Source organism: Flagellimonas myxillae, assembly GCF_023502235.1.
Lineage (GTDB): Bacteria > Bacteroidota > Bacteroidia > Flavobacteriales > Flavobacteriaceae > Flagellimonas > Flagellimonas myxillae.
This window is the reverse complement of sequence record NZ_JAMFLY010000002.1, coordinates 394,804-415,927: the sequence shown is the minus strand read 5'-3', so window position 1 is coordinate 415,927 and position 21,124 is coordinate 394,804. Positions and strand designations below refer to the sequence as shown.

Sequence of the window (21,124 nt, the reverse complement as noted above, 5' to 3'; positions counted from 1 at the left end):
TACCGAAATTTTATTCTGGCGTATTGTGCAACAACTCCATCCCCGTAGATGAGCGTGGCACAAAACCAGTCCAGGTTTCCTCATTGGAGTTTTCCTTGATATCCAAAAATTTGCTGTAATCTTTCTGTTTTAGGTGAGTTCCCAAAAAAGCGGTCACAAAATGCTGGTTAATGTTATTTATTCGTCTTTGATCCCAGGAGGGTTCTGCATAGCGGTAGTATTCATCAATATGCAAACCAGCTTGCAAGGCTTCAGCAGGTGGTGGATTGGGTGCCACATTGTGTCGCGCATCCATGTAGGTCAAAAGATATCGGTCTGCATTTACAGCGCCTTCGTAAATGGCTTTTATACCTTTTTCATAACCCGAAACATCATCTTGATCTCCTGCAACAAACAGGGTAGGCGTCTTTAGACCTTTCAGGGTTTCTGCATCCCAAACGCCGCGCTCCATTCCCCAGGGTGCAAAAGCGACCACCGCTTTAATTCTCGGATCCATGGAGTTTTGATATTCCTCGCTTGCACTGCCTCGAACCGCTAAGGCATTGCTACCTCCCGTCATCCCCTTAAAGAAATTGATAGCAAACTCACTATAGGCCGCTCCAGCAACATTAAGCACGCCGTAGCCGCCCATAGAATATCCTACTATTCCCGTATTATCTCCATCAACATGGTCAGAAAGGAAGTGTTTCCCAGCTGCCATTTCGGTCACCACAAAAAGAATATCCTTGGAACGATTGAGCAAGGTGCTCTGAAAAGGGGCCGCGTCTTTAAAAGTCGATTCTGTATGATCAATGGCCGCAACAATGTACCCTTTGGAGGCCAAATTTTCCGTGAGGTACGTCATCAAGTAGCGGGAACCCACATAGCCATGGGAAACCACAACCAAAGGAAATTTGCCATCGGAAGTTATTGGGGCAGCATCCCTAGTGGCTCGTCCATTAAAGGTAAACGGAATTAGGGGGCGGTTTGGGTCTCCGTTGGTACCCATCACTTCATCGTATGATATCAAACCATCGGTTTCAACAGTTGCGGGATACCACACCTCCACCGTTAAAGGGCGATCGTAAAGAGGATCATTGCCCTCTTTGGAGTTAAGGATATCCACCTGTCCCGTGTTTACAAAATCCAACGTCCTAACCCCTACTTTGTAGGTTCCCCTAGCAGCCAACTCAGGAGCATCGGGAAGGGCATCCCCATACACAAATTGGTTTTCTTGGGTCTGGGAAATCAATAAAAAAGGTGAAAACAGCATGAAAGCTAGCATGCGGAATTGTGGCATTTTCATATCGGTGGTTTTAGTTTAATTGCTTGCTACAAGATAACTTATTTCTGCCTCCAACATGCGTTTAATCCAAGCTTTGCGCAAAGAAAAATCGATTTGCTATTTTTAAGTGATGAACCCGTTACGCCAACTGATACAGCTTTTTAGAAAACCATTTCCCATGGATGATGGGTTGGTGTACTTTCGCAACAGTGTGCTCTTAAGCATATTTATCACTTTCTTTCTTTACGTTTTTGAACCCTTTGGGATTGGCACACTGGAATCGGATAAATTCTTGATTTGCTTGGGCTTTGGAAGTATGACCTTGCTTGCCGCGATGGTGTATGACCTTATAGTATACCGAATGTTGGGATTGCGGGGGAAGCAAAGGGATTGGACGCTTGGCAAATGGGTGGTCCACAATATCTTCATCATGCTTTTGATTAGTTTGGCCAACTTCCTATTCGCCCGCCTGGCGATTATAGGCTACATAGATTGGAGCCTCTTTCCCACCATGATTTACAGCACTTTCATGATTGGAATAATCCCCATCGTTATGCTTGGGGGCATTGCCGTTCTCAACCAAGAGCGGAAGTTTCAAAAAATAGCACAAGAAATTAACCAAAAAAACTCGTCGCCGTTCCAGTCCCATGAGCAAACCCATGAAGGGGTTTTTGGGATTTCCCTAGATCAAATTAGATATGTGGAAGCCCTACAGAATTATGTAAAAATTGGTTATGTAAATCTGGATGGACAATTCAAGGTCCAAACTGAAAGAACCACCTTAAAAGGTCTTTTGGATCAAATCCATGGGAGTCCCATCATCAGATGCCATCGGTCTTTTTTGGTAAACCAAAATGCCATAGTCTCCGCTTCCGGCAACGCGCAAGGCCTATTGCTTTCCCTTTCGGGATGCTGTAAAGAAATTCCGGTCTCCCGCTCTTTGGTTCCAGTTTTCAGGAAAGATTAGCTCTCATATTCCTTGTCATTCGTCCCACCAAATTGCAATTCGTCACTTTGGGATTGTCATTCGTCCCAAAATTTGCAATCAATCACAATCACCTTGTATTCAGGTATTTATAACAATAGGTTTGGATTGTTAATCTGTAAAACTTAAAGCGATGAACTGGAAGAAAACACTTAAATACACTGGAATCATTTTTATCCTTTTATTATTTATTGGTTTTATTTTGATGTACCGCGACGGCAAACGCATGTACGGCGGACTTACCGAGCAGGTGCAGCACGAAATCTTTGAACCACGGGAAGGACCCTTTGCTTTGACAAACGTAAATATTGTCTCGATAGATGGGGATAGCATCATTCCCAACCAAACTGTCCTGATTGCGGAAGGCTTAATCTCGAAAGTGGATACTTCACTGACCATCCCACAAAACCATCAAACCATAGATGCACAAGGAAAGTACCTTATCCCCGGCCTGATAGATACGCATGTCCACCTATTTCAAAGTCCAAACGACCTCTTGTTATACTTGGCCAATGGGGTCACCCAAATACGGGAATTGATTGGGGAAGAAAGTCATCTTAAATGGAAAAAAGAAATTGATACCGGCGAAAGGTTTGGCCCTAAAATGTTTGTTGCCTCCCCTAGAATTGGAAGCTTTGAATCTTTGGAAGGTTGGTTCATGACTTGGTCCCAAGGTTATATGAATGTCCAAGATGCGGAACAGGCCAAAGAGGCGGTAGTCGAACTTCATTCCCAAGGTTTTGATGGCATTAAAATATACAGTCAAATAAACAGGGAAAGTTATATGGCCATTTTGGAAACGGCCAAAACGCTTGACATGCCCGTGTTTGGGCATGTGCCATGGAGTCTTGAACTTTCCGAAGTATGGGAAAATGGTCAAAGCGGGATTGCCCATTTTGAAGAATTGATGAATGCCTTGAGCCGAGAATTCAACGATAGACGGAACATAGGAAGCTTCTATGGTCAAGAAGAGGAATTTCTAAAATACGTGGGGCAGCGATGCGAAGATTTGGCCGAGGATCTCATCAAAAATGAGATTGCCGTGACATCGACCTTGTGGTTGACCGAGAGCTTTGCTAAACAGCCTTTTGAAATTGAACAAGTGCTGAGCGAAGTGGAACTGGAATACGAGAATCCTGGAATAAGCGAATGGGTGAGCTACATTCCCCAAGGCTTGGGATGGTTGCCAGAGGTAAATCGGTACAAATTGCCCGATGGTCTAAACGAAACTGAAAGGGAGGAATACCAAACCTATTGGAAAACCTATGTAAAAGGGTGTCAAATTTTGGCGAAAGAGCTTTCCCGGCACGGTGTTAAGATCATGACAGGCACAGATGCCAATCTACCACCTACCGTACCCGGATTTTCCTTGCACGATGAGTTGAAAAGCCTAAACCGGGCAGGGATGTCCCCAGCTCAAGTGCTTAAATCGGCAACTGCAGTTCCGGCCGTATGGTTACAAAGCAAATCAGGGAAGATTCAACCTGGTTATGAGGCCAACCTTGTTCTTTTGAATAAAAACCCTTTGGAGAATATTGGCAACACCAAAACTATACATGCTGTGATCAACAAGGGGCAGGTATTTGACCGGACCTTGTTGGATCAAATGTTGGCTGCCGTAATAGAAGCCAATGATAACAGTAGAAAAGTCAACATTGACGTATATTCCCAAGCTGGGACAAGTCAAAATCCTTAAAATGCCCAAATCGGAAGGCGGTTGTAAGATCCTCTTATTTGGCTATCTTTAAGAACAACTAACACATCTGATTAGTCTATGTACACTGGAAAAGTATACCGATTGTATGACATGGTGAGATGGACTCGCTTTGAAACCCTTTCGTTTATTTTAATCATTGTTGTTTGGGTTTGCATCTATTATTTTTTTAACATGGAGTGGTTCAAAATTCCATGGACCCCCATGGCCCTGATAGGTACTGCCGTCGCCTTCGTTATTGGATTTCAAAACAATGCAGTCTATGGGCGTATTTGGGAAGCGAGGAAAATATGGGGCGGGATAGTTAATACTTCCCGCACTTTTGGAGTTTTTGTGCAAGATATGTTGACTAATGAATATACTGTCAAGGATGTTTCCAAAACTGAACTAGATCAAGAGATCAAAGCGTTGACCTATAGGCATATTGCTTGGATGACAGCCTTAAGGCACTCTATGAGAAACCAGAAAAAATGGGAAACCACGAGCAATCATAGAACCAATACAGAATGGGGCGTAAAAGCCCCGGAAAAAGTCGCTGACTTGAAAGAGGACTTAACGCAATACTTATCCCCAACAGATATGGAATATGTGATGGATAAAGGTAACAAGCAAACTGCGATTTTGTATTTGCAATCGCACCACCTAAGGGATTTAAAAGAGCGGGGCATAATTTGGGAATTTTCATTTCTGGAACTTGAGGCCATTGTTAAACAGCTTTTTACACTTCAAGGGCAATCAGAACGGATCAAGAACTTTCCATATCCAAGGCAATATGCAACCCTAAACCATTATTTTATGTGGATGTTGTTATTTTTTCTGCCGATGGCATTGGTTCCTCAATTCGTTGACATTGGCAAGGAAATATCAGAAAACCATCCGATGATGGGAGGCTTGTTTGTGTGGTTTTCAGTGCCGGTATACACTGCAGTAGCTTGGATATTCCATACTATGGAGCGCATTGGTCGTACTGGGGAAAATCCATTTGAAGGAACCGCCAATGATGTGCCCATTTCCACCATATCGAGGGGAATTGAAATTGATTTGCGGCAAAACCTCGGGGACAACAAATCCGACATTCCATCCCAATTCCCGACAGAATATGGAGTTCAATTTTAAGAGGATTATAATCTGTTTACTGTACTTTTAATGCATGTCCAATTACGACTATGTAATCGTTGGAGCTGGTGCAGCTGGCCTGTTATTGGCCCACACTTTGGGAAATGATTCATTTTTCTCCGAAAAGTCCATCCTGGTTATCGACAAGAGCGACAAAACTGAAAATGACCGTACCTGGTGTTTTTGGGAAAAAGGCAGCGGCGATTTTGATGCCTTATTGCATAAAGCATGGAAAGACATCTATTTCTCTGGAAGGGATTTTGAGCTGTCCTCATCCATTTCACCCTATACCTATAAAATGTTGCGGGGGACCGATTTTTACCAACACTTCGTCCGCAAGGTCAAGGCATATTCCAACATTACTTGGGTTCAGGATGAAGTGGTCCAGCTGAATGAGAGTAAACAAGCAGTTAAAGTAACCACTCAAAGAACTATCTTTTTTGGAAAACAGGTGTTTAGTAGTTGGTTAGACATGGAGGCCGTAAGAAAACACAAGCACTATCCCCTTCTGCAGCAACACTTTATGGGTTGGTTTCTTAAAACAGACAAACCTGTTTTCAATCCCAGTGAAGCCACCTTTATGGATTTTTCGGTTCCCCAAAAAGGGAATACCCGGTTTATGTATGTATTGCCATTTTCGGAAAATGAAGCCCTGGTAGAATATACCTTGTTTTCGGAAGAATTATTGGAGCAAAGTGCGTATGAATATGAGATCAAGGCATACATCAAACAAAAATTAAAGGATTCGGATTATGAGATTTTGGAGCGTGAGCATGGCAGTATTCCCATGACTTGTTATCCTTTCCATAACAGCAATTCAAACCGAATTTTTCATATAGGAATTGCCGGTGGATGGGCCAAACCCAGTACGGGCTTTACCTTTTACAATACTCATAAACAGATAGGGCGTTTAGTACACCATCTCAAAAAGAATAAACCATTGTACCGTTTGTATAAAAAGCATAAATTCTGGTTCTATGACCTGTTACTCTTGGACATCCTCTACAAACAAAACTATTTGGGAAGCAGCATTTTCGAATCGCTCTTTAAAAAAAGAAAGCCACAATTGATCCTGAAATTCCTGGAGGAAGAGACTTCGGTTTGGGAAGATTTGAAAATTATAAGTGCCTGTCCAAAATGGCCTTTTATTGCCGCACTTTGGAACCGAATCTTTTAGACGGTTCGTCGCATTAAATTCTCGCCAAATTGTTTTAGCAGTTCCCTGTTTTTTTTAGGAATATCCAAATTCTTTAAGGTATCAAATGCCTTTTGCGTATAGGTTTCAATTTCCGATTTGGCCGCAGCGACCGCTCCACTTTCCTGAAAAATGACCTTAACGTTGTCCACCTTGGTTTTTGCATCCGACGGTTGAATGGAATATAAATGTTGCAATCCCTCGCGCTCTTCTTTTGGGGCAAATTCCAGTGCTTTTAAATAGAGAAAGGTCTTTTTGTTTTCCATAATATCACCACCCACTTGCTTTCCAAAGGTTTTGGGGTCTCCAAAGGCATCCAGATAGTCGTCCTGCAATTGGAAAGCTATTCCTAGGTTTCGTCCAAAGTCATAAATGGCATGGGTATCCTTCGAATTGGCTCCTGCAATTATAGCACCCATCTTCATGGCAGTAGCGACCAAAACAGCTGTTTTGTACTCAATCATTTTAAGGTACTCTGGAATGGTTACATCGTCCCTGGTCTCAAAATCCACATCATATTGTTGTCCTTCACAAACCTCAATGGCCGTTTTGCTAAAAAGTGAAATCAACTGTTTGAAGATTTTAGGAGGGTAGCTTTCCAAATATTGATAGGCATTGATCAACATGGCATCTCCAGATAATATCCCGGTATTCACATCCCATTTTTCGTGCACGGTGGTATTGCCCCTTCGCAAAGGCGCATCATCCATGATATCGTCATGCACCAAGGAAAAATTGTGAAAGACCTCTATAGCCAAGGCAGCATCCAAGGCCATTTCCCAATCGCCGCCAAACAATTCCGTTGTCATCAAGGTTAATACAGGACGCATCCGCTTGCCGCCCAATCCCAAAATATATTCGATGGGTTCATAAAGGTTCTTGGGTTCTTTGGTAGTTTGTTTGCCTTCCAAATGGGAAAGGAAGAGGGCGCGATAGCGCTCAATGGCTTCAGAATGGTTCATACCCCAAAAATACAGTCATTTTAAACAGTATCCCAATCCTGTAAAAACAACAATTCAGCAAGATTTGAAAAAAAATTCAATAAAAAACGCAATAGATTTGAAAGTCTTCGTCTTTATAATTGAAGACCGCTAACAGGCTTTTGCAAATGGCTGCCAATAAAGAGAACTATAACCGACTTACTGCCTTTTTCAATGAAGAGTATAATGCTCTTCGGGGGTATGTTCAGTCCAAAATTGACGATACCACGGAGCGTGACGCGGAGGATATTGTTCAGGATGTGGCCTTGCGGATTTTTTCACGAACGGATGACTTATCTCCCATAAACAATATTGGAGGATTTGTTTATAACTCGATCAGAAACAGAATTATTGATTTGATGCGAACCAAAAAGGATAAAGTAAACGAGGGAGATGATTTTGAGGCCCAATGGGTGGAATTTGCCGAGCTTTTTTATGGGGATGCGGACAACAACTACCCTGAAAATGTTCAGGAAGCACTGAAAATAGGAATCAAAACCCTAAAACCAGTCTACCAAGATATCATTCTCGCGGTGGATTTTGAAGGGTATTCCTATAAGGAAATTGCAGAGGATACAGGCATTTCAATCGGGACATTAATGTCCAGAAGACATAGAGCTTTGTCCCTATTATCAAAATATTTAGAAACTATAAAAAATTCAACATTATAATTTAAAGCATATGGAACCTAAAGAAAGATATTACGAAAGAAGGGTGGAAAAATACATAACCAAGGGTTTTAAAATATTCTTTGCATTCATCATCTTTTGTGTTTTGGTGCTGCTTGCAGGTTATGTATTCATGCACTTATGGAATTGGTTAATGCCAGACATCTTTGGATTGACCACTATTGGTTATTGGCAATCACTTGGACTGATATTATTGGCCAAATTTATCTTCGGATTTGGAAATCATTCTTCAAAAGGGTCCACTCACAAGTCCAGAAAACGTCATAAGAGAGAAAAGTACTGTCGCCCAAGAAAAGGATTTTCCAAGTGGCACCATTACGATGAGTTTTGGCAACATGAAGGTGAAGCGGCCTATAATGCTTATGTAGAAAGAATAAGAAATGAAAGCTCAGATGACACCCAGGAAGAAAACTAAGGCCATCCAAAAAATAGAACGGTTTAGAGAGCGGACCATCTTTTGGAGATCTAGCCCAAAAGCAACACCTAACCCAACAATAGAGGTAGCAGTTAGGCAATTTAACATCGATTAAATCCATAAATAATTAATGGGTTCACCATACGTTAAAAAAATGTAAAACCTAGGAAACTTTTTTTGTTTTTAAAGTTTCCTAGGTTATTTTTGTCGCCGATTATGCGAGAAAAGATATTACATAAGGCCACCGATATGTTCCTAACACTTGGTTTTAAGAGTGTTACCATGGACGATTTGGCCACGGAAATGGGAATTTCCAAAAAGACCATTTATTCCCATTTTGAGAACAAGACCAAATTGGTAGAGGAGTCTACCATGCATATGTTCTGGTTTATTTCTAATGGAATTGATGAAATCATAGCCGCATCCTTAAACCCCATTAAAGAACTCTATGAGATCAAAAAATTTGTGATGCTGCATTTAAAAAATGAAAAGTCGTCACCACAATACCAGTTACAGAAGTATTATCCCAAAATCCACGAAGCTTTGAAGAAGAAGAATTTTGAGGTAATGCAGGAGTGCGTTGTGGACAATGTAAAACGTGGTATGGAAATGGGAATTTATAGGGAAAACCTAAATGTCGGATTTATTGCCAGAATATATTTTTCTGGGGTAAACAGTATAAAAGATCAAGGATTATTCCCACTTCAACTTTTCTCCATTAGTCAGTTAATGGACGATTATTTGGAATATCATCTGCGTGGAATTACAACAGTTAAAGGAAGAGAAATATTAAACTCAATCATCAACTCAAATCAATAGTTAATGCGAACACTCATTATCAGTTTATTTTTAACGTTATCATGGCTGGGCCATGCCCAGGAAAATGCGCCGTACAGTTTTAGTCTGGATGAAGCCATTATCTATGCGCTGGAACACAACTATACCGCCATCAATGCCAATCGGGATATTGTGGACGCCCAAAAACAGAAATGGGAAACCATTGCGGACGGACTTCCCCAAATCTCTGGTGCCATCAGCTATCAAAATCAGTTGAAACAACCGGTTAGCCAGATTCCCGCAGAGTTTTTTGGTGGGGAACCTGGGACTTTCCAAGAGGTGGTTTTTGGACAACCCCAATCGGCCACGGCCACGGCCACCCTTACCCAGCAAATTTTTGATGGGTCATACATTGTTGGGGTTCAAGCTACCAAGGCTTTTTTGAGCTTTAGCCAAAACAACAAGGAGAAAACCGAACTGGATGTCCGAAAAGCGATCGTGGAGGCCTATGGCAATGTGCTGTTGGCCCAGGAAAGCGTCAAGATTTCCGAAAACAACAAATCCACCTTGGAGAAGAATCTTCACGAAACCCAGAAAATTTTTGAAAACGGACTGGGGGACGAGGAGAGTGTTGATCAGCTTAAAATCACCCTTTCTTCCGTAGACAATCAATTGAAGAATGCCAAGCGCTTGGAAAAAATCACACTTCAAATGCTCAATTTAAACCTGGGACTTCCCATAGAGACTCCAACGGTGCTTACCGAAAATTTGGATGACCTTACCCAAAAGCAAATCGATTTTGGTTTATTGGATACCTCCTTCAACATAGAGAACAATGTGGACTACAAATTGGCCATAAACCAAGAAGAGCAACGCTACTTTGAGCATAAATTGGCAAAGAGCAGGGCCCTCCCCACTCTAAATGCCTTTGTGAACTATGGGGGCTCTTCCTTTAGTGACAGCTTTAACTTTCTAAGCAGTGATCAAGAATGGTTTGGCTCCTCAGTTTTGGGATTCGATTTAAGCATTCCAATTTTTAGCTCGCTTAAACGTAGTGCCGGAACCCAACGCGCCAAAATTGCTTTGGAAAAGGCAAAGACCCAACTTACAGAGGCCGAAGAACAAATCCGCTTGCGATTGGAGAGCGCCAAGAGCGACTACATTCTATCCATCGAGGAATATGGAACCTCCAAGGAGAATTTGGAGTTGGCCGAACGTATCGAAAACAAAAATCAAGTTAAATATACCGAAGGGTTGGCAACCAGCTTTGAGCTAAGACAAGCGCAGACCCAGTTGTACTCCACCCAACAAGAATATTTGCAATCCATGGTGGATGTCATCAACAAAAAAACCGAACTCGAAACAATTCTTAATAATTAGTTTAAAAGGTTAAAGGATTAAAAGTTTATGGCCATGAAAACATTCTCGTTCGAAAAATTGGAAGTTTGGAAAAAGGCCATCGTGCTTACAAAAATGATATACAAAGCGACACTATCTTTTCCCAAAAATGAAAAGTACGGGCTTATTTCCCAGATGAAAAGGTCATGTATTTCTATTCCTTCCAACATATCCGAAGGAAGTGGCAGAAAATCTGGAAAGGACAAGGCACGTTTTACAGAGTTGTCCTATAGTTCAGCAATGGAGCTTCTAAACCAACTTATTATCTCTAAACAACTGAACTTTTTGTCCGAACAGGAATATAAACCCATTAGAAATCAAATAAGTGAAATTGCCGCAATGCTAAATGCCTTGCACAAGGCACAACTAAAAACTGTAAACTCATAAACATCTAAACAAATCATATCAATCATGAAAAAGTTATCATATATCATTCTTTCCGCCCTTGTTTTGGCTTCTTGTGGAGGTGGCAGCAACGGCTCCATTGAAAGTGTTCTGGCCAGCAAGGATATTGCAGCGCTTCGTGCCAAACAGGCAGAAATTTCAGGTCAACAAAGATCTTTGGAAAAGCAATTGCATTCCCTTGACTCTGCCATAGCCCAGCTCGATGATAATGCCAAGTTGCCCTTGGTAACCACCATAGAGGCCAAAACCGAAAAGTTTGACCACTATTTGGAGCTGCAAGGAAACGTTACCACCAAGCAAAATGTATTGGTATATCCGGAAATTGCAGGAACCATGAACAGGGTTTATGTAAAGGAAGGACAAAAAGTTTCCAAAGGTCAAATACTGGCCTCTATAGATGACGGAGGGCTTTCCAGTCAACTTGCCCAGGCCAAAACTCAGGCTGCCTTGGCCAAGACCACCTTTGATCGTCAAAAAAGGCTTTGGGATCAAAACATTGGTTCTGAAATCCAATACTTGGAAGCCAAAACCGCGTACGAAGCCCAAGAAAGTATGGTAAAGCAAATGCAAAGCCAGGTTGCCAAATCCACTATTAGGGCTCCGTTCTCAGGAATAGTGGACGACGTAATCAAAGATCAAGGTACCGTGGTAGCTCCAGGGCAAGGTTCTGAAGTGTTCCGCATTGTGAACCTTTCCAATATGTACATCAAGGTCGAGGTACCCGAAAGTCATTTGCCCAATGTAACCCCTGGAAAAAATGTTCATGTGTATTTCCCGGTATTGGGTGATAGTGTTACCACCAAGATCAGACAGACCGGTAACTTCATAAATCCCGGAAACCGCTCATTTACCGCAGAAATCCCAGTACCAAGTTATGACGGGAAGGTAAAACCGAACTTGACCGCCAAGGTTATGATCAACGACTATACCAATGAAAATGCCATCTTGATTCCACAGAGTATCGTTTCTGAAAATGCTGCCGGGGAACAATATGTGTATTTGGTAGACGCAGGTGCCTCTGCTTCTGAAGCCGTGGCCAAAAAGGCCATTATCGAAACTGGAAAAACACAGGGTGATTATGTAGAGGTGATTACTGGAATCAACAGCGGTGATGGTATTATTGATGAAGGCGCGAGAAGTGTCAAGGAAGGTCAAAAGGTAAGAATCAAAAACGGTGAATAAGATTGGGGGTTGTTGTTAAAACAATAAACTACCGTCTATAGACTAGTTAGACTAAAGACTTAAAAGCATGAGTAAGCAAAAGAAAAAAGTAGATAAGGAATTTAGGCTTTCCTCCTGGGCCATCGACAATAAAACAACAATGTATGTTCTTATTGCGGTTATCCTCTTTTTGGGAGCATCGGCCTATTTTAGTATGCCCAGGGAAAACTTCCCGGAAATCAAGGAAACTAAAATTTACATTAGTTCGCTATACCCTGGAAATACCGCGGAAGACATAGAAAAGTTGATTACCGATCCTCTGGAAGATGAGCTCAAAACGGTGAGTAATGTGGTGGAAATCACCTCGACCTCGCAAGAGGATTACTCGATGATCATCGTAGAGTTTGATGAGAACATTTCCGTGGACGCTGCTAAACAAAAGGTAAAAGATGAGGTGGATTCCCAAACCGCTGGGGAAGATTGGCCCACGTTTAACGGAGCCAAGGTAGAGCCCAATGTGTTCGACCTGAGTATGTCGGAAGAAATGCCCATTCTCAATATCAATATCTCCGGAGATTATCCCGTGGACCAACTCAAGGCGTTTGGCGAGTATTTGGAAGATGAAATTGAAAGCCTTCAGGAGATTAAACAAGTAGACATTCGCGGTGCCCAGGAAAAGGAAGTTGAAGTTGCCGTGGATATCTATAAAATGATGGCGGCGAAAGTGAGCTTTTCGGATATCACAAACGCCATCAGTAACGAAAACATGACTACCTCCGCGGGCAACTTGATCACAAGTGGTCAGCGTAGGACCATCCGAATTGTCGGGGAAATTGATGAGCCAAAGGATCTTGACAATTTTGTGGTTAAATCCGAAAATAACAATCCCATTTACTTAAGGGATATTGCCGTGGTTTCATTCAAAGAGGAAGATAAAACCACCTATGCCCGCGAATTTGGACATCCGGTAGTTATGCTCGATGTTAAAAAAAGGGCGGGGAAAAATATGGTGGCCGCTGCCGAGCAGATCCAAGTTATTGTTGATAATGCCATCAAAAATGTTTTCCCTCCAGATTTGGAGATAAGTATTGCGAACGACCAGTCGTCCAAAACTATTGGACAGGTGGATGACCTAGTAAACAACATCATCTTCGGTATTATCCTGGTGGTTACCGTACTCATGTTCTTTTTAGGGTTTAAAAACGCCCTTTTCGTTGGATTCGCCATCCCAATGTCCATGTTTATGTCCTTGATGATTCTAAGCACTTTGGGCTATACCATGAACACCATGATTCTCTTCGGTTTGATCATGGGATTGGGGATGCTGGTGGACAACGGTATTGTGGTTGTGGAAAACGTGTATCGCCTTATTGATCAAGAAGGTATGTCCAGAATTGAGGCGGCCAAAAAGGGAATTGGGGAGATTGCCTTCCCCATAATTATCTCAACCTTGACTACCGTTGCGGCATTTGTACCTCTAGGCCTGTGGCCAGGGGTAATGGGTCAGTTTATGATTTATTTCCCGGTTACCCTTTCGGTTGTATTGGGATCGTCCCTTTTCGTGGCTATCTTTTTTAACTCGGTATTGGTATCTCGATACATGACCACCGAGGATACGAAAATGCCCTTAAAGAATATTATACAGATTACAGCAATCGTTGCGGCAATTGGTTTACTAATAATTCTTTTCGGAGGCAGTTATAGGGCTCTGGGAACATTAATGGTATTTACTGCAATCATGCTTTGGGTCTATAGACTATTCCTTAGAGGTTGGGCCAATGGGTTCCAAAACCAAGTTTTGCCACGTTGGGAAAAGTTCTATGAAAAAACCTTGCGTCGTGCATTGAATGGAAGAAAACCCATATATATTGCCATTGGAACCTTTGTTCTATTGTTCTTGGCCTTTATGGGCTTTGGGGCATCCGTCGGGAGTCAGCGTACCAAAGTGGAGTTCTTCCCGGACAACACGCCCAACCAAATCATTGTCTATATCGAGTATCCCGAGGGAACCGATATTGAAAAAACCAATGAAATCACAGAGGACATTGAAAAGAGGGTGTACGCCATTATCAATGAAGATGCTTACTTGCACGGGGACTTTAATTTCTTGACAGAAAGTGCAGTTTCCCAAGTAGGTGAAGGTGCAGGGAACCCTCAAACCGATGGTGGTTCAACAGCAGAAATGCCACACCGTGGTAAAATTACGGCCACGATGCGGGAATATAAATTCCGTGAGGGTACCGACAGTAACGAGCTCCTAAAAAAGGTACAGGAGGCCCTAAAAGATGTATATCCTGGGGTTGCCATATCGGTGGAGAAAGATGCCGTTGGCCCACCTGCCGGATATCCAATCAATATTGAGTTGGAAGGCAATGATTATTCCGAATTGATCGCCGGTGCGGAAAAAATGAGAAACTTCATCAACTCCAAGAACATTCCCGGGATTGATGAGTTGAAGATTGATGTGAATAAGTCAAAACCTTCCATGCTCGTTGAGGTGGACCGTAAAAAAGCAGGAGAGCTTGGAGTGGCAACAGGACAAGTTGGTCAGCAATTGCGAAATTCCATTTTTGGTGCCAAGGCAGGTATCTACAAAGAAGATGGTGAGGATTACGATATCTATGTTCGTTTTAACGAGGAAAACCGCTACAACACCAGTGCCATCTTTAATCAAAAAATCACTTTTAGAGATCAATCCTCTGGCCAGGTCAAGGAAGTTCCAGTTTCTGCGGTAGCGCAACAAGTGAATACCTCTGGCTTTAGCGCCATTAAGCACAGGGATACCCGAAGGGTAGTTACAGTATATTCGGCATTGGCTCCTGGTTATACGGATGCAGGTGCGATTGTTAGTAAAATCCAGGCTGAAATGGAAAGTTACACCGACCTTCCACCGAGCATCAAAGTGGATTATACCGGACAGATAGAAGAGCAGAACAAGCAGATGGCTTTCTTAATGGGTGCCTTCTTTACGGGGCTGGGATTGATATTCTTTATTTTGATTTTCCAGTTTAACTCCATCTCCAAGCCAGGAATCATCATGCTCGCTATTTTCTTGAGTTTGATCGGGGTATTTGGAGGAATTGTGGCCACCGGAAGTGCCTTCGTGATCATGATGACCATGATGGGTATTATTTCCCTTGCTGGAATTGTGGTGAACAACGGGGTGGTACTCCTGGATTATACCCAACTCCTGATTGACCGAAAAAAGGTGGAACTGGAATTGGAAGAGGATGACCTGTTGGATTCCAAAGACTTTTTGGAGGCCGTGGTAAAAGGAGGTAAGGCCAGGCTACGTCCTGTACTCTTAACCGCTATTACCACAATCCTAGGTCTAATTCCATTGGCCACAGGATTCAATATCAATTTCTTTACCCTATTGAGCGAGTTTAATCCGAACATCTATTTTGGAGGGGATAACGTAATCTTCTGGGGGCCATTGGCTTGGACCGTGATCTACGGATTATTGGTTGCTACCTTCCTTACATTGATTGTGGTTCCAATTCTGTTTAGTTTGGTATACAGAATCAAAGTAAGACTTCACAAAAGAAGGGTTAGAAAAGAAGAAAACAACAAAGAAGTATTGGATATAGCAGCTTAATCCCAAGCTGTGCATTAAAAAAAGCCCCGACTTAAGTCGGGGCTTTTTTATATAAACACTTTACAAAATTTACTTGTCCACAGAAACAATCTCTGACTCGTTCCAATTTTTTACATTGACCATTTCATTGGCAACATAATCAACTTCCTTCAACTTTTCTCCTTCCCAAAAAAACCATTTCCCGGACTTTTTCCCGTCCACATATTTTCCAGAGGCTACTTTTTTGCCCTCGGCATCATACTTTAGCCAATGTCCATGCAACTTGTTCTCCAAAAAGTAACCGGTTTGCGCAATGGTTCCATTTTCATGATAGTATGTTGCTTTGACTAAATCCCCAACTTTTTCCATTTTGGGTTCCGTATTCTGGGCATATAGGCCAATAGAAAATATCGCTGCTATAAAAAATATTGTTTTCTTCATCCTATCTTGGGATTTATGTGATTGATCAATAATGCTAACGATATAAATGTATACATTATTTTACATTAAAGAAATATTCCCGTAACATTAAATTTACATTGAAGCTTTATTTACTTGACTATCAAATTATTACCCAATGTTAAGTTTTATCCAATTGTGATTCATCGAAGAAATCAACCCCAAATTCCCGGGTCTTTTTTGTGCGAATCCCTTCTCCATTTCACACTGGAATCAAAATCTAGAATTGCCCAAAGTTCATTCCCATCAGAAAATCAGCTTATCTAGCAAAAAATCCTGACATTCCTATTAAATTTGCCCTCCATAACTATTGGCATGTATAGAAATACAACTTGCGGTGCTTTGAGGGCATCCGATATAGGTACAGAAGTAACATTAAGCGGTTGGGTCCACAAGGTACGGGACAAGGGTTTTGTGGTTTGGGTGGATCTTAGAGATCGCTATGGTATAACCCAGTTGGTGTTTGATCAAGATCGCACCCCTGTAGATCTTTTGGACAAAGCCAAGGAATTGGGTCGTGAAACCGTCATTCAAATTAAGGGCGAGACCATCGAGAGAGCTTCAAAAAATCCCAACATCCCCACTGGTGATATCGAAGTGTTGGTTCAAGAACTTCAAATTTTAAACGAGTCCATCTTACCTCCTTTTACCATTGAGGATGAAACCGATGGTGGGGAAGACATTCGTATGAAGTACCGCTATTTGGACATCCGAAGAAATCCGGTGAAGGACAATCTTATTTTTAGGCATAAGGTAACCATGGAGGTCCGTAAATTTCTTTCGGACCAAGGATTTATCGAGGTGGAAACACCATACCTGATAAAATCCACACCTGAAGGGGCTCGTGATTTTCTTGTACCCAGTAGAATGAACGAGGGACAATTCTATGCCCTGCCGCAATCTCCCCAAACCTTTAAACAATTGTTGATGGTCGGGGGAATGGACAAGTACTTCCAGATTGTCAAATGTTTTAGGGATGAAGATCTACGGGCTGACCGTCAACCCGAGTTTACACAGATAGATTGTGAAATGGCCTTTGTGGAGCAGGAGGATATTCTCAACGCTTTTGAAGGACTTACACGTCACTTGCTAAAGGAGATTCACGGAGTGGATTCTGGCGATTTCCCTAGAATTACCTTTGATGAGGCCATGCGCCGTTATGGCAACGACAAACCCGATATCCGATTTGGAATGGAATTCGGGGAATTGAACGCCGTGTCGCAGCACAAGGACTTCAACGTGTTTAATTCTGCGGAACTTGTTGTCGGAATTGCAGTTCCTGGTGGCGCTTCGTATACCCGAAAGGAAATTGACAAACTTATAGATTGGGTCAAACGTCCCCAAGTGGGCGCCAAGGGAATGGTATATGTAAAATGTAACGAGGATGGCACTTACAAATCCTCGGTTGATAAATTCTACGACCAAGATGATTTGGCCAAATGGGCAGAAACCACAGGCGCCAAAACTGGTGACCTTATTTGTGTGCTCTCAGGGAACACCAATGAGACGAGGGCGCAATTGAGCGCTTTGCGGATGGAGTTGGCAGAACATTTGGGCCTCCGAAAGCCGGACGAGTTTGCACCCCTTTGGGTGATTGACTTCCCACTTTTGGAATTGGACGAGGAAACTGGCACCTATCACGCCATGCACCACCCATTTACTTCTCCCAAACCCGGACAATTGGAATTGTTGGAAACACAGCCTGGCGAAGTCAAGGCCAATGCCTATGACCTCGTGTTAAACGGAAATGAGATTGGTGGAGGTTCTATTCGTATTCACGATAAGGAAATACAGGCCACCATGTTCAAACATCTTGGGTTCACCCCCGAAGAAGCCAAGGCCCAGTTTGGATTCTTGATGGACGCCTTCCAATACGGAGCCCCTCCCCATGGAGGAATTGCCTTTGGTTTGGACAGGCTTGTGGCTATTTTGGGAGGCCAGGAAACCATTAGGGATTTCATAGCCTTTCCAAAAAACAACAGCGGAAGGGATGTTATGATCGATGCCCCTGCAGACATTGATGACGCCCAGCTAAAAGAACTGCATTTGAAGCTTGACTTGTAAAATACTGACAAATCCCGCCCCTGAGCGGGATTTTTAATACTTTTAAGTGAAGCAACCTCTGCATGCCTAACAAAAAGAAAAGTCTGCTAACCAAATTTCTTAAATGGAGATACAAGAATGTCTCCAACAAGACTTTTGTGCATATCATGAGTGTGGTTGTAGGCTTTTTGGCTGGATTGGCGGCCGTCACACTTAAAAACATCACCTATTTTATCCAAGCTCTGTTGGAAGGGGGAATTGTTATTTCCGAGAACCAACTGTATTTTATTCTTCCCGTTTTCGGGTTGACCCTGGTCTATCTATATGTAAAATTTGTGCATAAAAGACCCATTCAACATGCGGTCTCGTCCATTATATTTTCGCTTTCTAAAAAAGGAGGACTGCTCAAAGTGAACAATATTTATACCCCATTGATCGCCGCACCCTTAACCGTTGGGTTCGGGGGTTCGGTAGGTTTATTGGGGCCGGCGGTAAAGTCAGGTTCGGCATTGAGCTCAAACCTGAGCAAGCTCTTTCACCTTGATGCGAAAACCCGTTCCCTTTTGGTGGCATGTGCCTCTGCTGGGGCCATTTCGTCTATTTTTCAATCCCCCATTGCCGCCATAATTTTTGCCGTAGAGGTATTCACTTTGGATTTGACCATGCTCTCCATGTTGCCGCTCTTGTTGGCCTCCATTTCTGGGGTACTCACCTCCTATTTCTTTTTGGGCAACGAAGTTTTGTTCAGTTTTTCCCTGTCCGAAGGGTTTCAACTTAGGGACACTTTCTTCTATATTCTTTTAGGAGTGGGAACTGCCTTTGCTTCCATTTATTTTACCAAGATGTATTTCTCCATTTTGGAATTCTTCAAGCGTTTTAAGAGTCCCAAATACAAGTTATTGGTCGGAGGAATTGCCATCGGAATAATGCTGTATGCCATCCCTCCATTGTACGGTGAGGGCTTTGGGTTTATCAATAATCTGTTGGAAGGAGATCACCTTAAGGCCTTGGGCAAAACCCCGTTTGATGCCCATACCCATAACATTTGGGTAGTAATTGCGCTATTGTTTGGCATAACCCTCTTTAAGGCCATTGCCATGACCACTACTTTTGCAGCAGGAGGCGCTGGCGGGATTTTCATCCCAACCATGGTTATGGGAAGTGCCCTTGGGAATGTGGTGGCCAAGGTAATCAACAATCTGGGATTTGGCTTTTCGGTTTCGGAGAGCAATTTCACACTCATCGGAATGGCCGGTTTGATTGCAGGGGTAATTCATGCGCCATTAACTGCAATTTTCTTGATTGCTGAAATCACTGGGGGATATCAACTTTTTGTTCCTCTCATGATAACGGCCTCTATCTCCTATCTCATCACGAAAAATGCACTGGACTATACCATTTACACTAAAGAATTGGCCAAAATTGGTGCCTTGCTCACCCATAACAAGGACCAGATGGTCTTGGGTCTCATGGAGATTGAAGATGTGATCGAGACCAATTTCAAGTCAGTCCATCCCGAAATGTCTTTGGGCGAAATGTTGCACGAATCCGTTTCCAAATCCAAACGCAACATTTTTCCTGTCATGAAAGAGGATAAGAAGCTAATGGGCATCATCGTGTTGGACGACATACGTGAAATCATGTTCGACAATGAACTTTACAATAGCATCTACGTAAAAAATCTAATGCATGCCCCTCCCGAACACATTTTTTACAATACCGACAATATGAAGCAGGTAATGCAAAAATTTCAGGATAGCGGGGCTTGGAATCTCCCTGTGATCAAAGATGGAAAGTATGCTGGATTTATTTCAAAATCAAAATTGTTGACGGCCTACCGAAGAAAACTAATCAATCAAACCCGATGAAATCCAAACTGCGAATCGTTGTGATCATAATTGTACTGGGCTCCATTGCTTCCATTATTTATGGGTTCTCCATAAAACTGGAAAATCTATCTAGGGCCAATGCATTTATTGGGGGAGGAACAGCCGGACTTTTCCTGGTAGCGATGCCTCTTTTTTTATTTAATGAAAGCAAGGGCAAAAACATGAAAGACTATATGTTGACCAAGGAGAACATCCAAAAAATGCAGTCCAAAGAGGAAAAAAAGTCTGAAAATCAATAATTTTCGAAAGATTTAAACTTGATTTTACCCCTACCGAATTTAAAAAATACTACTTTAGTACTTTAACATTTAATATTATTAATGACTGGCACAGTAAAATTTTTTAATGGATCCAAAGGTTATGGCTTCATTACCAACGACGACACAGGAAAAGACATTTTTGTTCATGTTACGGCATTGAACGGAGTGGAACTGAACGAAGGTGACAAAGTAGAATACCAAGAAGAAGAAGGAAGAAAAGGAGTGGTTGCTGCACAAGTGCAGGTAATCGGATAACAATATTTTATTTTGATTTTGTAGAGCCCTGACCTATAAGTCAGGGTTTTTTATTTAATTCAAGTTCCTTCTTTGGATAAAAAAGCGCTTCAATAATTCCGAGGCCTCATTTTCCAAAACACCGCCTTCCACATCTGTTTTTGGGTGCAAATGCCCGCCCATTACGTTAAATCCACGTTCCAAATCGGGAGCTCCATAGACTACTTTTGAAATTTGACTCCAATACAAGGCGCCAGCACACATTTGGCAAGGTTCCAAAGTAACATAGAGCGTGCATCCATGAAGGTATTTCCCACCCAAAAAATTCGAAGCAGCAGTAATCGCCTGCATTTCGGCATGTGCTGTTACATCCTTAAGGCGTTCGGTGAGATTGTGTGCCCTGCCAATTATCCGATTTTCCACAACCACTACCGCCCCTACAGGAACTTCCCCTTTATCAAAGGCAATCTGCGCCTCCTGCAAGGCTCGTTTCATAAAATAGTTGTCATCAAATGGTTGTTGCACCATATTCTTCGGAATTATTTATAAGAAGGCTAAACTAA

General features: G+C 42.3%; 19 protein-coding genes. 15 read left to right on the top strand and 4 right to left on the bottom strand.

Annotation, left to right across the window (positions count from 1 at the left end; all coding sequences use genetic code 11):
- Positions 1–10: 10 nt before the first annotated feature.
- Positions 11–1,285 carry an alpha/beta hydrolase family protein gene (locus M3P07_RS10325; RefSeq protein WP_249969832.1) on the bottom strand — a complete coding sequence of 425 codons (1,275 nt, stop codon included), beginning with the start codon at positions 1,283–1,285 and terminating at the stop codon, positions 11–13.
- A gap of 109 nt (positions 1,286–1,394) precedes the next feature.
- Between M3P07_RS10325 and M3P07_RS10320 the strand changes: the two genes are divergently transcribed.
- From M3P07_RS10320 to M3P07_RS10305, 4 genes are all read left to right on the top strand, one after another.
- The gene (locus tag M3P07_RS10320; RefSeq protein ID WP_249969831.1) at positions 1,395–2,231 is read left to right on the top strand and encodes a LytR/AlgR family response regulator transcription factor; all 837 of its coding nucleotides are present in this window, start codon (positions 1,395–1,397) and stop codon (positions 2,229–2,231) included.
- 151 nt (positions 2,232–2,382) lie between these two features.
- Positions 2,383–3,945 (top strand): amidohydrolase family protein, encoded by a 1,563-nt coding sequence (locus tag M3P07_RS10315; protein WP_249969830.1) that lies wholly within the window; start codon positions 2,383–2,385, stop codon positions 3,943–3,945.
- A gap of 78 nt (positions 3,946–4,023) precedes the next feature.
- Complete coding sequence (locus M3P07_RS10310) at positions 4,024–5,079, top strand: bestrophin family protein (RefSeq protein ID WP_284042146.1); 1,056 nt, start codon at positions 4,024–4,026, stop codon at positions 5,077–5,079.
- Positions 5,080–5,113: 34 nt separating this feature from the next.
- Positions 5,114–6,256: a lycopene cyclase family protein gene (locus M3P07_RS10305; RefSeq protein WP_249969828.1), complete on the top strand. Its 1,143-nt coding sequence runs from the start codon at positions 5,114–5,116 to the stop codon at positions 6,254–6,256.
- Here the strand turns inward: M3P07_RS10305 and M3P07_RS10300 are convergent.
- Complete coding sequence (locus M3P07_RS10300; protein WP_249969827.1) at positions 6,253–7,236, bottom strand: polyprenyl synthetase family protein; 984 nt, start codon at positions 7,234–7,236, stop codon at positions 6,253–6,255. The two genes, M3P07_RS10305 and M3P07_RS10300, sit on opposite strands and share 4 nt — an antisense overlap.
- A 146-nt stretch (positions 7,237–7,382) precedes the next feature.
- Here M3P07_RS10300 and M3P07_RS10295 point away from each other — a divergent pair, with 146 nt between their 5' ends.
- The 7 genes from M3P07_RS10295 (at position 7,383) to M3P07_RS10265 (ending at position 15,697) form a co-directional block, all read left to right on the top strand.
- A complete protein-coding gene (locus M3P07_RS10295) occupies positions 7,383–7,925 on the top strand; it encodes an RNA polymerase sigma factor (RefSeq protein ID WP_249969826.1) in 543 nt (180 codons plus the stop codon).
- A 10-nt stretch (positions 7,926–7,935) separates the two neighbouring features.
- Entirely contained in the window at positions 7,936–8,358 is a 423-nt protein-coding gene (locus tag M3P07_RS10290) for a hypothetical protein (protein ID WP_249969825.1), read from the top strand.
- Positions 8,359–8,574: 216 nt separating this feature from the next.
- Positions 8,575–9,177 carry a TetR/AcrR family transcriptional regulator gene (locus tag M3P07_RS10285; protein WP_249969824.1) on the top strand — a complete coding sequence of 201 codons (603 nt, stop codon included), beginning with the start codon at positions 8,575–8,577 and terminating at the stop codon, positions 9,175–9,177.
- A gap of 3 nt (positions 9,178–9,180) precedes the next feature.
- Positions 9,181–10,515: a TolC family protein gene (locus M3P07_RS10280; RefSeq protein WP_249969823.1), complete on the top strand. Its 1,335-nt coding sequence runs from the start codon at positions 9,181–9,183 to the stop codon at positions 10,513–10,515.
- 33 nt (positions 10,516–10,548) lie between these two features.
- Positions 10,549–10,920 carry a four helix bundle protein gene (locus tag M3P07_RS10275; protein ID WP_249969822.1) on the top strand — a complete coding sequence of 124 codons (372 nt, stop codon included), beginning with the start codon at positions 10,549–10,551 and terminating at the stop codon, positions 10,918–10,920.
- A gap of 24 nt (positions 10,921–10,944) precedes the next feature.
- Complete coding sequence (locus M3P07_RS10270) at positions 10,945–12,120, top strand: efflux RND transporter periplasmic adaptor subunit (protein ID WP_249969821.1); 1,176 nt, start codon at positions 10,945–10,947, stop codon at positions 12,118–12,120.
- A 67-nt stretch (positions 12,121–12,187) separates the two neighbouring features.
- Positions 12,188–15,697, top strand: a complete 3,510-nt coding sequence (locus tag M3P07_RS10265; RefSeq protein WP_249969820.1) for an efflux RND transporter permease subunit — start codon at positions 12,188–12,190, stop codon at positions 15,695–15,697.
- A 69-nt stretch (positions 15,698–15,766) separates the two neighbouring features.
- Here M3P07_RS10265 and M3P07_RS10260 read toward each other — a convergent pair whose 3' ends face one another.
- The gene (locus tag M3P07_RS10260; protein WP_249969819.1) at positions 15,767–16,117 is read right to left on the bottom strand and encodes a toxin-antitoxin system YwqK family antitoxin; all 351 of its coding nucleotides are present in this window, start codon (positions 16,115–16,117) and stop codon (positions 15,767–15,769) included.
- A 333-nt stretch (positions 16,118–16,450) separates the two neighbouring features.
- Here M3P07_RS10260 and aspS point away from each other — a divergent pair, with 333 nt between their 5' ends.
- The 4 genes from aspS to M3P07_RS10240 all read left to right on the top strand — a co-directional run bounded on the left by aspS (position 16,451) and on the right by M3P07_RS10240 (position 20,582).
- Positions 16,451–18,199, top strand: a complete 1,749-nt coding sequence (gene aspS / locus M3P07_RS10255; RefSeq protein WP_249969818.1) for an aspartate--tRNA ligase — start codon at positions 16,451–16,453, stop codon at positions 18,197–18,199.
- A gap of 62 nt (positions 18,200–18,261) precedes the next feature.
- The gene (locus tag M3P07_RS10250) at positions 18,262–20,046 is read left to right on the top strand and encodes a chloride channel protein (protein ID WP_249969817.1); all 1,785 of its coding nucleotides are present in this window, start codon (positions 18,262–18,264) and stop codon (positions 20,044–20,046) included.
- The gene (locus M3P07_RS10245) at positions 20,043–20,306 is read left to right on the top strand and encodes a hypothetical protein (protein WP_249969816.1); all 264 of its coding nucleotides are present in this window, start codon (positions 20,043–20,045) and stop codon (positions 20,304–20,306) included. The genes M3P07_RS10250 and M3P07_RS10245 overlap by 4 nt, the downstream gene beginning before the upstream one ends.
- Before the next feature lie 81 nt (positions 20,307–20,387).
- Positions 20,388–20,582, top strand: coding sequence for a cold-shock protein (locus M3P07_RS10240; protein WP_138836430.1), 195 nt, complete (start codon positions 20,388–20,390; stop codon positions 20,580–20,582).
- A 54-nt stretch (positions 20,583–20,636) separates the two neighbouring features.
- On the opposite strand, the gene M3P07_RS10235 is transcribed toward M3P07_RS10240, so the two are convergent.
- Positions 20,637–21,086, bottom strand: a complete 450-nt coding sequence (locus M3P07_RS10235) for a nucleoside deaminase (protein ID WP_249970284.1) — start codon at positions 21,084–21,086, stop codon at positions 20,637–20,639.
- Positions 21,087–21,124 lie beyond the last annotated feature (38 nt).

Excerpts from the sequence above, each read along its gene's own strand:
- M3P07_RS10270 (WP_249969821.1), top strand. The coding sequence starts at position 10,945 with ATGAAAAAGTTATCATATATCATTCTTTCCGCCCTTGTTTTGGCTTCT.
- M3P07_RS10305 (WP_249969828.1), top strand. The coding sequence starts at position 5,114 with ATGTCCAATTACGACTATGTAATCGTTGGAGCTGGTGCAGCTGGCCTG.
- M3P07_RS10285 (WP_249969824.1), top strand. The coding sequence starts at position 8,575 with ATGCGAGAAAAGATATTACATAAGGCCACCGATATGTTCCTAACACTT.
- M3P07_RS10260 (WP_249969819.1), bottom strand. The coding sequence starts at position 16,117 with ATGAAGAAAACAATATTTTTTATAGCAGCGATATTTTCTATTGGCCTA.
- M3P07_RS10310 (WP_284042146.1), top strand. The coding sequence starts at position 4,024 with ATGTACACTGGAAAAGTATACCGATTGTATGACATGGTGAGATGGACT.
- M3P07_RS10250 (WP_249969817.1), top strand. The coding sequence starts at position 18,262 with ATGCCTAACAAAAAGAAAAGTCTGCTAACCAAATTTCTTAAATGGAGA.
- M3P07_RS10320 (WP_249969831.1), top strand. The coding sequence starts at position 1,395 with ATGAACCCGTTACGCCAACTGATACAGCTTTTTAGAAAACCATTTCCC.
- M3P07_RS10300 (WP_249969827.1), bottom strand. The coding sequence starts at position 7,236 with ATGAACCATTCTGAAGCCATTGAGCGCTATCGCGCCCTCTTCCTTTCC.
- M3P07_RS10325 (WP_249969832.1), bottom strand. The coding sequence starts at position 1,285 with ATGAAAATGCCACAATTCCGCATGCTAGCTTTCATGCTGTTTTCACCT.
- M3P07_RS10245 (WP_249969816.1), top strand. The coding sequence starts at position 20,043 with ATGAAATCCAAACTGCGAATCGTTGTGATCATAATTGTACTGGGCTCC.
- aspS (WP_249969818.1), top strand. The coding sequence starts at position 16,451 with ATGTATAGAAATACAACTTGCGGTGCTTTGAGGGCATCCGATATAGGT.
- M3P07_RS10280 (WP_249969823.1), top strand. The coding sequence starts at position 9,181 with ATGCGAACACTCATTATCAGTTTATTTTTAACGTTATCATGGCTGGGC.
- M3P07_RS10275 (WP_249969822.1), top strand. The coding sequence starts at position 10,549 with ATGAAAACATTCTCGTTCGAAAAATTGGAAGTTTGGAAAAAGGCCATC.
- M3P07_RS10315 (WP_249969830.1), top strand. The coding sequence starts at position 2,383 with ATGAACTGGAAGAAAACACTTAAATACACTGGAATCATTTTTATCCTT.
- M3P07_RS10240 (WP_138836430.1), top strand. The coding sequence starts at position 20,388 with ATGACTGGCACAGTAAAATTTTTTAATGGATCCAAAGGTTATGGCTTC.
- M3P07_RS10290 (WP_249969825.1), top strand. The coding sequence starts at position 7,936 with ATGGAACCTAAAGAAAGATATTACGAAAGAAGGGTGGAAAAATACATA.
- M3P07_RS10265 (WP_249969820.1), top strand. The coding sequence starts at position 12,188 with ATGAGTAAGCAAAAGAAAAAAGTAGATAAGGAATTTAGGCTTTCCTCC.
- M3P07_RS10295 (WP_249969826.1), top strand. The coding sequence starts at position 7,383 with ATGGCTGCCAATAAAGAGAACTATAACCGACTTACTGCCTTTTTCAAT.